The organism is Caulobacter sp. 05L422, assembly GCF_056397765.1.
In genome coordinates this window covers 111573-123812 of sequence record NZ_JBFTOB010000003.1, presented here as the reverse complement: position 1 = coordinate 123812, position 12240 = coordinate 111573, and the positions used below count along the sequence as shown (strand labels likewise).

Sequence of the window (12240 nt, the reverse complement as noted above, 5' to 3'; positions counted from 1 at the left end):
GCGTTTTAGCGGGTGCGCCTATTCGACCCAATCCTTGGCCAGACGCCGCGAGGCCAGAAAGAACAGCAGGGCGGCGACCAGGTAGAAGCCCATGCCGGTATAGATCGACCAGCGCAGGGACTCCGCGCCGAACGCCGGCTTCAGCAGGTCCGAGACCAGGCCGAAATAATAGGTGCCGACCGCGATCCCCAGCAGGTTGTTGATCAGCAGGAACAGGGCCGAGGCCGTGGTCCGCATCGGGGCGGGGGCCAGGTGCTGGACGGCCGCCGTGATCGGTCCCAGCCACGCCAGGTTGAGGCCGGTGGGAATCAGGAAGATCGCGAAGGCCAGGGCCAGGGCGGCGCCGCCCCCCAGATCACCGACCAGCGAGCCGCTGTTCATGGCCAGCAGGAAGCACGGCACCGAGATCAGGAAGGCCACCGCCGGGGTCAGCGGATAGCCGGCCTTGGACTTCGCGCCCAGCCGGTCGGCCACCGCCCCGCCCAGCCAGATGCCCATCAGGCCGCCGAAGAAGGCGATGCCGGAATAGTACCAGGCGGTCTCGCGCAGGGTCAGGCCCAGGCTGCGCATGAAGAACGACGGCAGCCACAGCGCCACGCCGTAGCCGCAGACCGAGGACGAGGCCGCGCCGAACGACAGCAGCCAGAAGCTGGGCTTGGCGGCCAGCACCCGGACCACCTCGCCCAGCGGCGCGGCCGGGGCCTGGACGGTGGTGGTGTCGCCCACGGCCATGTCGGCCCCGCCCCGGCGCGGGTCGCGCACGACCAGCCGGAAGATCGGGGCCAGGGCCACGCCGATCAGGCCCACCACGATGAAGGCCGTCCGCCAGCCGAAGTGCACGGCCAGCAGGCCGCCCACCAGGGTCCCGGCCGCCGTGCCCAGCGGGATGCCGAACGCATAGGCCGCCAGGGCGCGGGCCCGCTGATGCTTGGGGAAATAGTCGGCCAGCATCGAATAGGCCGGGGCCACCCCGCCCGCCTCGCCGATGCCCACGCCCATCCGGGCCAGGAACAGCGCCGAGAACCCGCCGGCGAAGCCGCACAGGGCGGTGAAACCGCTCCACAGGGTCAGGGCCGTGGTCATGATCCACACCCGGCTGAAGCGGTCGGCCAGCCAGGCGATCGGGATCGCCAGGGTCGTATAGAGCAGGGCGAAGGCCAGGCCGCTCATCAGGCCGAACTGGCCGTCGCTGAGGCCGAACTCCTCCTTGATGGGCTTGGCCAGGATGCCGAGGATCTGCCGGTCCAGGAAGTTGAGCGTGTAGACCAGGACCAGCATGGCCAGCACGACGTAGCGATAGCGCGAGCCGGGAGCCGGGGTAGTGGAGGTCTGTGCGTCGCTCATCGGATCCCGCCGCGATTCGTGAAGTGGACAAAGAAACGGCGGCGGCTCGTTTCAGCAAGCCGCCGCCGTGAAGTCGAGGTTGGGGAGAGTCTAGAACTTGACCTCGACCGTCGCCGAATAGGTGCGCGGCGGGCCGTAGAAGCCGATCACCGAGTTGTTGTAGGTCGGGACGCCGAAGTTGTAGCCGCCGGTGCGATAACGCTCGTCGGTCAGGTTCTTGCCGGCCAGCAGCACCTTGAAGCGGCCGTTCTCCGGAGCCCAGCTCGCCGTCAGGTCGACCAGGGTGAAGGCCTTCTGGTCGAGCAGCGGCAGGGGCTGTTCGAACTGCTGATAGTCGTCGCGATAGCTGACCATCGGGGTGATCGCCAGCTCGCCGCCGCCCACGGTCCCGCGCCAGGTCAGGCTGACATTGCCCGTCCATTCGGGGGTGTTCTGGAAGCCGTAGAGGTCGGCCACGTTGACGATCTGGCCGCCGGCCGGGATCGTCTGCGACGGGTTGACGGGGTTGGGCGCGCCGGCCGGGACGAAGCGGCTGAAGGTGTCGTACTCGGCGTGGATGTAGCCCAGGGCCACGGTTCCCGACAGGTTCTGGCTGAACGCCGCCTTGGCCTCGAACTCGACGCCGTACAGGGTGGACGCGCCGGCGTTGTCGACCGAGCTGGCGATGCCCGAGGGCACGACCACCTGGGTGGTGACCTGCTGGTCCTTGTACTTGGACAGGAAGGCGGCCGAGGCGAACGACAGCCGGCGGTCGAACAGGTTGCCCTTCAGGCCCACCTCATAGGCGTCCACCGTCTCGGGATTGTAGCCGTTGACGGTCTGCGGGGTCAGGAAGGCGTCGCCGCGCATGTCCCAGCCGCCCGACTTGAAGCCCTTCGAATACGAGACGTAGGTGTTCAGGTCGTCGGTCAGCTCGTACGAGGCCGACAGGCGCGGGGTGAACTCCGAGAAGGTCTTCGTGGCGCCGTAGTCGGTGCGCACCTGCAGGATCGGCCGCGGCGTGCCGCCCTGGTAGGGCGAGCGCGTGGCGCCCAGGTAGAAGTAGCGGAAGGTGTTGCTGCGCTTGTGGTCGCGGGTGGCGCGGGCGCCGACCGAGACCTTGAAGCGGTCGGTGAAGTTGGCGCTGGCGTCGAAGAAGGCCGCGAAGCTCTGGGTGCTGACCTTGCCGCCGTCGGCGATCGAGACGCCCAGGTTGCCGGCGATGGTGTCGAACTCGCCCGACGCCTGGCTGTTCATGTAGTAGAGGCCGAACACGCCCTGGACGGTCTCGTCCGAATAGACCGCCTGCAGTTCCTGCGAGAACGAGCGGTCGTCGTAGGTGGCGGGAATGTCGAGGGTCGGCACGGGCGTGCCGTCGAAGTCGATGACGGTGGTGGTGTGGCCCTTGCGGCTGGCGGTGATCGACTTCAGCGTCAGGCTGTCGGTGGCGTGATATTCGCCGGTCAGCGACACGCCCTCGGTCTCGACCGAGTTGGAGTCGCCCAGGCCCGCCTGGGTGTCATAGACGTCCAGCACCGGGTAGTTGCCGACCAGGGCCGGCAGTTCGCGGTGGCCGTGGCGGGGGTTGGAGTCGTCCTCGACCTTGTCGTAGGCCAGGCGGAAGAACAGGTCGTCGGTGGGCTGGTACTCGGCGCTCAGGCGGATGGCCTGGACGTCCTTGTCATAGTGCTCGGCGCCGGTCGTCAGGTTCTTGCCGTAGCCGTCGCGCTTGTAGAGGGCGTAGGCGCCGCCGACCGACAGGCCGCCGGCGACGGGCGTGTGGCCCTCGACCAGCAGGTCGGTCTGATTGTAGCTGCCGTAGGTCGCGCGGACCTTGCCGCCGGCCTCGTCGCCCAGGCGGTTGGTCACGTACTTGATCGCGCCGCCGATGGTGTTGCGGCCGTACAGCGTGCCTTGCGGGCCGCGCAGCACTTCGATCCGCGAGACGTCGAACACGTCCAGCACCGCGCCCTGCGGCCGGTAGATGTAGACGTCGTCGACATAGAGGCCGACGCCGGGCTCGTAGCCCCACAGCGGATCCTGCTGGCCGATGCCGCGGATGTAGGAGATCAGGGTCGAGTTCGAGCCCCGCGCGGTCTGCACCGTGGTGTTCGGCGAGGTCTGTGACAGGGTGGTGATGTCGTTGGCGGCCTGGCGCTCCAGGGTCTCGGCGGTGAAGGCCGAAACCGCGACCGGCACGTCCTTGAGGGTTTCCTCGCGGCGGCGGGCCGTGACGACCAGTTCCTCGACCTGCGCGGAGTTCGCGCCGGCGGGCGCTTCTTGGGCGACCGCAGTGGTCGCGGCGGCCGACCAGGCCGCGCCGGCCAGCAACGCCAGCTTGAGCATCGTTTTCATCGGGTTTCCCCTCCCCTATGCGTTCCGTCCCGTGCCGGACCGGCCCGTTGAACGGACGCATTTCCCGGCTTCCGCGAATTCATTTGTTCGCGAATTGGATAACACTGTCACCCAGACCAGCAGTTTGCGCCAGCCTTTTTTCATCATCTGATGAAATGAAGGCGCGAGGCGTTACAAGCCTTTGGCAAGATAGGGAAATCAGCCCCGCGGCGCGCGGGCGATCACCGCCTCGAAGCCCGCCGCGCAATAGGCGAACAGTCGGGCCCGCACCGCGCCGAGGTCGCTGGAATGGCACAGCCCCTCCGACAGGGAGTCGATGCGCCCGGTCTCCGACAGGGCCAGCATCATCGAGCCGGTCAGGAACTGGTAGCTCCAGTAGAGGTCGCGATACTCGGCGTCCGGACGAACCACCTTCAGGGTCTCGACCAGCCGGTGGACGACGGGGTCGAAGAACCGCGCCATGGTCTCGCCGCCCCAGGCCGGGGTGTTGTTCACCTGGGCCACCAGGGCGAAATAGCTCTTCCACCCCTGGCCGCCGTCCTGGGAGATGCGCAGCAGGGGCTCGATGAAGGCCTCGATCACCCCCTCGACCGTCATGGATCCGGGATGGCTCTTCTCGTAGGCGTCCATCGACAGGCCGCGGGCGGTGTTGAGGATCTCGGCCCGGCGCAGGAACACCGAGTCGAACAGTTCGCGCTTGGCGCCGAAATAGTAGTGGATCAGGGCGGTATCGACGCCGGCCTCGGCCGCGACCTGGCGGATGGTGACGCCGTGGAAGCCGTGACGCGCGAACAGGCCCTCGGCGGCGTCGAGGATGGTCTCCTTCAGGTCCCGCCCCGTGGCCTTGGCGGGGCGACCGCGACCGGCCGGCTTGACGGGGGAGGCCGCCTGGGCGCGAGGGGCTCGAACTTGCGACGTCATGCTCTGTGGTCCGCGCATTGCTTGACCGTTCGTAGGCCTCCTGGCGCGGACCTGGCAAGCGCGGCGCGTATTAGCCGAACACGACCTGCCACATCAGCCGGCCCGGCAGGAAGGCGAAGGCGCCGGCGATCAGCAGGCCGCCGACGAACAGGCCGGTCATGGTCCGGCCGTGCAGGCGGACATTGTGCTTGCGGGCGGCGAACACCCCCATGGGCAGGGCGATCAGGGTCCAGCCGGCGAACAGGTGCAGGAAGCTGAAGCTCCCGGCGTTGGCGCGATGGATGAACAGCGACGAGATCGCCGCCGTCGCCATGGCGACCACCCAGACCCAGCCCAGGGTTCGATGGACGGTGTTGCCCTTCAGGCCCAGCATCAGGGCGATCCCGACCGCCAGGGCCGTGGACACCGCCGCGACGTGGATCTGGATCTGGATCGGCGCGGCCGCCAGCAGTCCGAAATTGGGCGCGTGCATCTGGCCCTTCAGGTGCAGGAAGCCGGCCAGGGTCGCGGCCGGCCCACGGCCCTGCGCCGCCCCCACCGCCAGGATCAGGCCCACGGTGACGGCCAGGCCGACGACCACCATGCGCAGAAAGCGGGCCGGACCGATTGACAGGCTGGTGTCGGACATCTTGTTTTCTCCCGAAGCGATCGCGCCGTGCTAGGGCGATCAAGGTCGGATCCGGCTTAGGATCGACGGCGACAGGGGTCATCCGAAGGTGCGTGAGAAAGCGTCGGCAGTTCGTGAACGGCGGGCCGGCGCCATTGGCGAAGCGCCAACGACCACCTTGCTGCGGAGCTATGTCCGTCCGCTGGTCGTGGCCGTCGCGGCCGGCGCGTTCCTGGCGCTGATCGGGGCCCTGGGCACCTTCGACATGCCGCTGGGCGCGCGCCTGGCCTACTGGATCGGGCTGTCGAGCCTGGGCGCGGTGCTGGGCACGACCACGGCCCTGACCGTCAGCCGGCTGTGGCCGGGGCTGGACGCGACCTGGTGGCGGGCCCTGATTATCGTGGCGGTGCTGACGCCCCTGTTCGCGACGCTGGTCTGGTTCGCCGGCGGCCGCGCGCCCCTGACCCCGCGCGTCGTGGCGACCTATTTCGGGATCACCCTGGTGATGACCAGCGGCATGACGGCCCTGATGACCCTGGCCACCCGCCGTCCCATCGAGACCCACGCCGCGCCGCCGGAGGCCCCGCCCCCGCGCTTCCTCGAACGCCTGCCGCCTCGCCTGCGCGGCGGCGAGCTCTACGCGGTCCAGGCGGAGGACCATTATCTGCGCCTGCACACCTCCAAGGGCCAGGACCTGATCCTGTTGCGGCTGTCGGACGCCGTGGCCGAGCTGGAGGGCATCGAAGGCGCCCAGACCCATCGCTCCTGGTGGGTGGCCAAGGCGGCGGTGCGCGACGCCAGGCGCGGCGACGGCCGCGCCGTCCTGACCCTGACCAGCGGCGTCGAGGCCCCGGTCAGCCGAGCCTACGCCCGGACGCTGCGCGAGGCGGGCTGGTACTAAAGAAAAAGGCCCCCCGGGGGACACCGGGGAGCCTTCCTCATCCGATCGTCGAGTGGACGCCGATCAGAACTCTTCCCATTCCTCGGTCTTCGCCGCGAGGGCGGTGTTTCCACGCGCCGCGCCGGGGCGGACGAAGGTCGCGGCGCGGGCCGCGGCCGGACGGGCGGCGGGGGCGCGCTTGGCCGGAGCCGCCGCGGCGCCGCCGACCTGGAAGCGGTCGACCAGGGCCGCCAGCTGGTTGGCCTCGTTCTTCAGCGAGTGGCTGGCCGCCGTGGCTTCCTCGACCATGGCGGCGTTCTGCTGCACCACCTGGTCCATCTGGTTCACGGCGTTGTTGACCTCGTGCAGGCCCGTCGACTGCTCGACCGCCGAGGCGGCGATCTCGGTGACCAGCTCGTCGATCGAGGCCACCTGGGTGACGATGCGCTGCAGGGCGTCGCCGGTCTGGCCGACCAGATCCACGCCGGCCCCGACCTGCTGGGTGGAGGTCGAGATCAGCGTCTTGATCTCCTTGGCCGCTTCGGCCGAACGCTGGGCCAGGGCCCGGACTTCCTGCGCCACGACCGCGAAGCCGCGGCCGGCGTCACCGGCGCGAGCCGCCTCGACGCCGGCGTTCAGGGCCAGCAGGTTGGTCTGGAAGGCGATCTCGTCGATGACGCCGATGATCTGGCTGACCTGGGCCGACGAGGTCTCGATCTCGGTCATGGCCTGGACCGCCTGGGCGACGATCCGGCCCGACTTCTCGGCGTCGGTGCGGGCGGTGGCGACCACGGTGGAGGCCTCCTTGGCGCCGGACGCGGTCTTGCGGACCGTGGCGGTGATCTCGTCCAGGGCGGCGGCGGTTTCTTCCAGGCTGGCGGCCTGCTGCTCGGTGCGGCGCGCCAGGCTGTCGGAGGCGTCGGCGATCTCGTCGGAGCCGCTGCGGACGCCGTTGGTGGAGACAATGATCGCCCCCATGGCCTCGCGCAGCTTCTCGACCGCCACGTTGAAGTCCTCGCGCAGCTGGCGATAGCGGCCGGTGAATTCGGCGTCGATGCCGCAGGTCAGGTCGCCTTGGGCCAGCCGCGCCAGGTTCGAGGCCAGGGCGTCGACCACCGCGGTCTGCTCGGCGGCGACCACGCGGCGCTCGTCGTCATTGGCGGCGCGCTCGCTTTCGGCCGCCAGACGGGTCTGTTCGGCGACGGCCTCCAGGCGGAGCTTGGCCAGCGCGGCTTCCTTGAAGGTGGCCACGGCGGCGGCCATCTGGCCGATCTCGTCCTTGCGGCCGGCGGCGGGGATGCCGACCCCGTTGTCGCCCGAGGCCAGGCGGCGCATGGCGGCGGTCATGGCCGACACCGGCGCGGCGATGACGCCCGACAGCAGCAGGCCCCCGCCGAAGGCGATGGCGATGGCGATGGCGGTGCCGATCAGCAGGGTCAGGCGCGCTTCCAGCGACGACTTCTTCTGGGCGGTCGCCTCGGCGGCGACGACGGCTTCCGAATCCTTGACGATCGCGTCGATGGCGTCCTCGACCACCGTGACCGTCTGGTCGGCGATACCGTCGTGCTTGACCAGGTCGACGGCCTGCTGGTGGGTGGCCGGATCGCGGGCCAGGGTCTCGCCCGGCTCGATGGCCGCCTTGCGGTAGCCGGCGTAGGCGGCGTCGACCGCCGAAATCCTGGTCAACTGGGCTTCGTCGCCGGCGGCCAGGGTCCGCAGCTCATCCAGGGCGGCCAGGAACTTGGGCTTGTGGGCCTCTTCCAGACGCTTGACGTAGTACTCGTCGCCCGAGAGCAGGAAGCCCCGCAGCGAGTTCTCCTGACGGGTCAGGCGGAAGGCGGCGGTGTCGGCGGCGCGCAGCGCCTGATGGGCGCGTTCCGTGCGCCGGACCGAACCCTCGAACTCCATCTGGTTGACGAAGAGCGCCGCGCCCATGATCGCGATGGTGGTGAGCATCACCGCGAAAACCGCCAACAGCTTGTGCGGAATTTTCAGGTCGCCGAAGTTCATGGTCGCGCTCCAAATGGGACCGCGACGCGCACTTCATGAACCACGGATAGTTAAGCTGCAGCCAGAAGCACGCGTCGCACAGTCAACCATTGAGGGCGACAGGGTTTCCGCGACATTAACTGTACTGTGGCGCAACGTCGCACCGGCAGAATCTATTCCTCAACAATAACAACGTTTTGTGAAATAACCCTCATCCAAGATTGTATTGTATAAGGGATACAGCGCCTTCCCCTACGGAACCCAACCTCAAGTAGCGGGTGTTCGAGGGTTAGAAAAATTTTCGTCAGTGCGCCTCGTCCCAGTTGGCGGCGGCCCGGGCCTCGACCGTCAGGGGCACCGAGATGGCCACGGCCGGCTCGGCGGCGCCCTGCATGATCTCGCGGGCGACGTCGATCGTGGCCTGGGCCTCGGCCTCGGGGGCTTCGAAGACCAGTTCGTCGTGCACCTGCAGCAGCATCCGGCTCGACAGCCCGGCCGCCTTCAGCGCGCCCGGCATGCGGATCATCGCCCGGCGCATCACGTCGGCCGCCGCGCCCTGGATCGGGGCGTTGATCGCCGCCCGCTCGGCGAACTGCCGGTGGGCCACCGACTTGCCGCCGATGTCGGGGATGTTGATCTTCCGCCCGAAGATGGTGCTGACATAGCCGTGCTCGCGCACGAAGGCCTTGGTCGCCTCCATATAGGCCTGGATGCCGGGGAAGCGCTCGAAATAGGTCTTGATATAGGCCCCCGCCTCGCCCTGCGGGATCGACAGCTGGTTGGCCAGGCCGAACGCGCTGATGCCGTAGACGATGCCGAAATTGATGGCCTTGGCCCGGCGGCGCACTTCCGAGGGCATGCCCTCGATCGGCACGTTGAACATCTCCGACGCGGTCATGGCGTGGATGTCCAGGCCCTCCTGGAAGGCCTTCTTCAGCTGGGGGATGTCGCCGATGTGGGCCAGCAGGCGAAGCTCGATCTGGCTGTAGTCGGCGCTGATCAGCACCTTGCCCGGCGCGGCCACGAAGGCCTTGCGGATCTTGCGGCCTTCCTCGGTGCGGATCGGGATGTTCTGCAGGTTCGGGTCCGACGACGACAGGCGGCCCGTCGTCGTCGAGGCCAGGGCGTAGGAGGTGTGCACCCGGTTGCCGCCGCCCGGGGCGATCGCCGCGATCAGGTTCTCGGTATAGGTGCCCTTCAGCTTGGACAGCTGGCGCCAGTCCAGCAGCACGCGCGGCAGCTCGTGCTCATTCGCGAGAGCCTCCAGCACGTCGCTGTCGGTGGACCACTGGCCAGTGGCGGTCTTCTTGCCGCCCTTCAGCTGCATCTCGCCGAACAGCACGTCGCCGATCTGCTTGGGGCTGCCCAGGTTGAAAGGCCGGCCGACCAGCTCCTGGGCCCGGGCCTCGAACTGGGCCATGCGCATCGAGAACTCGTTGGAGAGCCGGCGCAGGGTCTCGGGGTCGACGCGGATGCCGTCGTTCTCCATCGCCGCCAGCACGGTCGGCAGCGGGCGCTCCAGGGTCTCGTAGACCGTCAGCAGGCCCTCGGCGGCCAGGCGCGGCTTCAGCACATTGTAGAGGCGCAGGGTGACGTCGGCGTCCTCGGCGGCGTAGGCCGTCGCCTCGTTCAGGCCCACGTGCTTGAAGCTGATCTGCGCCTTGCCGGTCCCGGCCACCTGCTTGAACGGGATGGGCTTGTGGCCCAGCCACAGCTCCGACAGCTCGTCCATGCCGTGGCCGTGCAAGCCGGCCTCCAGCACGTAGCTGATCAGCATGGTGTCCTCGATCGGCCCCACATCGATCCCGTGGCGCGCCAGGACGGCGATGTCGTACTTGGCGTTCTGGGCGATCTTCAGCACCGCCGGATCTTCCAGCAGCGGCTTCAGGGCGGCCATCGCCTCTTCGAGCGGGATCTGGACAAGGTCGGCGGCGGCTTCCAGGGCCAGGCCGTCCTTCTCGCAGTGGCCGACCGGGATATAGCAAGCCTCTCCCGGCGAAATGGCCAGGGACACGCCGCATAGGCCGGCGGTCGCCGAAGACAGGGCGTCGGTCTCGGTGTCGAAGGCGACGATCCCCTTGGCCGTGGCCTTGGCCACCCAGGCGTTCAAGGTCTCCAAGTCCTGGATGCGGACATAGGCCGCGTGGTCGACGCTGGCCGGCTCGGCGACCGGGTTGGCCGCCGCCCGGGCGGCCGCGCCCATGTAGGACACGCCGAGCACAGGCGCGGTCGGGGTGCTGACGGGACGATCCAGGGTGCGCGGCGAGGCGGCGGCGTTGCCGTCCCCGACCCGGCGGGCCAGCGAGCGGAACTCCATCAGCTCCAGGAAGTCGGCCAGCACCTGCTTGTCGGGCTCGCGCACCACCAGGTCGTCGACCGGCTCGGGCAGAGGCGTGTCGCAGTCCAGCTTCACCAGCTGGCGCGACAGGCGGATCTGGTCGGCGAACTCGATCAGGGTCTCGCGGCGCTTGGGCTGCTTGATCTCGCCGGCCCGCTCCAGCAGCGTGTCGAGGTCGCCGTATTCGTTGATCAGCTGGGCGGCGGTCTTGATGCCGATGCCGGGGGCGCCCGGGACGTTGTCGACGCTGTCGCCGCACAGCGATTGCACGTCGACCACCCGCTCGGGATAGACGCCGAACTTCTCGAACACCTGCTCGCGGTCGATGCGCACGCCCTTCATCGGGTCGAACATCGACACGCCCTCGCCGACCAGCTGCATCAGGTCCTTGTCGGACGAGACGATCACAGCCTCGCCGCCCATGTCGCGGACCTTGCAGGCATAGGCTGCGATCAGGTCGTCGGCCTCGTAGCCGGGCAGCTCGATGGCCGGCACGCCGAACGCGCGGGTGGCCTCGCGCACCAGCGGGAACTGCGGGATCAGGTCCTCGGGCGGCGGCGGCCGGTGGGCCTTGTACTTGTCGTAGAGGGTGTTGCGGAACGTCTTCTCGGAGTGGTCCCAGATCACCGCCAGGTGCGTGGGCGCGTCGCCCTGCATGTCGCGCATCAGCTTCCACAGCATGTTGCAGAAGCCCTGGACGGCGCCCACCGGCAGGCCGTCGCTCTTGCGGGTCAGCGGCGGCAGGGCGTGATAGGCGCGGAACAGGTAGGCCGAGCCGTCGACCAGGAACAGCCGCACGGCGGGGCCGTCCTGGGTCAGGGGACGGTCTGCCCCCTCTTCACTCGGAATGGGAGCGGCGGCGGAATCGGGCGCGAGCGTGTCGGTCATGGCCGGGAAGATAGGCGGTCGGAGCGCGCCCGGGAACACCCCAAGCGCCGGTCCCTAGCCGAACCGGGCGTTCAGGTTGGGCAGGTCCTTGCCGAACGCCGCGTAGCCGGTGGTGTCGCCGTCCGCGAGAAAGGCCCGGGTCCCCGTCAGCATCGCCCCGTAGGCGGCGTTGAACGGGCCCGTGGCCGAGCTGAGACGACGCACGCCGAGCTGCGCCAGGCGCTCGGCCGACGGGATGCCGGGGCGGCCCATGGCGTTGAGCGGCAGGGCGATCCCGGCGGCCAACTGGCCCAGCAGGTCTTCCTCGATCGGCAGGGGCACGAAGATCCCGCTGGCCCCGGCGCCGGCATAGAGCGCGGCGCGGCGCAGGGTCTCGGCCAGGGCGGCCTCGCCCTGGGCCAGCCCGGCCAGATAGACGTCGGTGCGGGCGTTGATGAACAGGTTCACGCCCGCCTGGCCGGCGGCGGCCCGGGCGGTTTCGATCTTGCGGGCGTGAAGCGTCGGATCGCGGCGGCCGTCCTCGAAATTGATCCCGACCGCGCCCGCCCCGACCACCGCCTTGATGGTCTCGGCCAGGGTCGGCAGGTCGTCGGTGTAGCCGCCCTCGATGTCGGCGGTGACCGGGACCGACACCACCCGGGCGATGCCGGCGACGGTGTCGATGACGGCGGCCACCGGAACGGCGTCGCCGTCGGCATAGCCCCGCGCCCAGGCCACGGCCGCGCTGGAGGTGGCCACGGCCTTGGCGCCGGCGTCCTCCATCAGGGCGGCGCTGGCCGCGTCCCAGGCATTGGGCAGCAACAGCACGTCCGGACCGGCGTGCAGGGCGTGGAACTGGTCGGCGGTCGTGGTCATGGCGGCGGCTCCGAGGGATCTGGCGGCCGAACTATTGAGCAATCGCGCCCTAGTCGTCTCGCGGAAATCGGACCTTGATGACCC

Annotated in this window: 8 protein-coding genes; 1 reads left to right on the top strand and 7 read right to left on the bottom strand. The window is 69.2% G+C overall.

The features are described 5' to 3' along the window. Nucleotides 1-18: 18 nt before the first annotated feature. The 4 genes from AC1DMQ_RS04670 to AC1DMQ_RS04655 form a co-directional block, all read right to left on the bottom strand. Entirely contained in the window at nt 19-1344 is a 1326-nt protein-coding gene (locus tag AC1DMQ_RS04670; RefSeq protein ID WP_477032380.1) for a spinster family MFS transporter, read from the bottom strand. A gap of 90 nt (nt 1345-1434) precedes the next feature. After that, entirely contained in the window at nt 1435-3678 is a 2244-nt protein-coding gene (locus AC1DMQ_RS04665; RefSeq protein WP_477032379.1) for a TonB-dependent receptor, read from the bottom strand. 198 nt (nt 3679-3876) lie between these two features. Then, nucleotides 3877-4599 (bottom strand): TetR family transcriptional regulator, encoded by a 723-nt coding sequence (locus tag AC1DMQ_RS04660; RefSeq protein WP_477032378.1) that lies wholly within the window; start codon nt 4597-4599, stop codon nt 3877-3879. A 70-nt stretch (nt 4600-4669) separates the two neighbouring features. Then, the gene (locus tag AC1DMQ_RS04655; protein WP_477032377.1) at nt 4670-5227 is read right to left on the bottom strand and encodes a DUF2306 domain-containing protein; all 558 of its coding nucleotides are present in this window, start codon (nt 5225-5227) and stop codon (nt 4670-4672) included. Between the two features lie 157 nt (nt 5228-5384). Here AC1DMQ_RS04655 and AC1DMQ_RS04650 point away from each other — a divergent pair, with 157 nt between their 5' ends. Continuing rightward, nucleotides 5385-6107, top strand: coding sequence for a LytTR family DNA-binding domain-containing protein (locus tag AC1DMQ_RS04650; protein WP_477032376.1), 723 nt, complete (start codon nt 5385-5387; stop codon nt 6105-6107). A 63-nt stretch (nt 6108-6170) separates the two neighbouring features. Here the strand turns inward: AC1DMQ_RS04650 and AC1DMQ_RS04645 are convergent, their stop codons facing one another. The 3 genes from AC1DMQ_RS04645 to AC1DMQ_RS04635 all read right to left on the bottom strand — a co-directional run bounded on the left by AC1DMQ_RS04645 (nt 6171) and on the right by AC1DMQ_RS04635 (nt 12156). Further along, entirely contained in the window at nt 6171-8096 is a 1926-nt protein-coding gene (locus tag AC1DMQ_RS04645) for a methyl-accepting chemotaxis protein (protein ID WP_477032375.1), read from the bottom strand. Nucleotides 8097-8379: 283 nt separating this feature from the next. Continuing rightward, a complete protein-coding gene (gene polA / locus AC1DMQ_RS04640) occupies nt 8380-11301 on the bottom strand; it encodes a DNA polymerase I (RefSeq protein WP_477032374.1) in 2922 nt (973 codons plus the stop codon). A 54-nt stretch (nt 11302-11355) separates the two neighbouring features. Further along, nucleotides 11356-12156, bottom strand: a complete 801-nt coding sequence (locus tag AC1DMQ_RS04635; protein WP_477032373.1) for an isocitrate lyase/PEP mutase family protein — start codon at nt 12154-12156, stop codon at nt 11356-11358. Nucleotides 12157-12240: the final 84 nt, after the last annotated feature.

Excerpts from the sequence above, each read along its gene's own strand:
- AC1DMQ_RS04635 (WP_477032373.1), bottom strand. The coding sequence starts at position 12,156 with ATGACCACGACCGCCGACCAGTTCCACGCCCTGCACGCCGGTCCGGAC.
- AC1DMQ_RS04655 (WP_477032377.1), bottom strand. The coding sequence starts at position 5,227 with ATGTCCGACACCAGCCTGTCAATCGGTCCGGCCCGCTTTCTGCGCATG.
- AC1DMQ_RS04670 (WP_477032380.1), bottom strand. The coding sequence starts at position 1,344 with ATGAGCGACGCACAGACCTCCACTACCCCGGCTCCCGGCTCGCGCTAT.
- AC1DMQ_RS04665 (WP_477032379.1), bottom strand. The coding sequence starts at position 3,678 with ATGAAAACGATGCTCAAGCTGGCGTTGCTGGCCGGCGCGGCCTGGTCG.
- AC1DMQ_RS04660 (WP_477032378.1), bottom strand. The coding sequence starts at position 4,599 with ATGACGTCGCAAGTTCGAGCCCCTCGCGCCCAGGCGGCCTCCCCCGTC.
- AC1DMQ_RS04645 (WP_477032375.1), bottom strand. The coding sequence starts at position 8,096 with ATGAACTTCGGCGACCTGAAAATTCCGCACAAGCTGTTGGCGGTTTTC.
- polA (WP_477032374.1), bottom strand. The coding sequence starts at position 11,301 with ATGACCGACACGCTCGCGCCCGATTCCGCCGCCGCTCCCATTCCGAGT.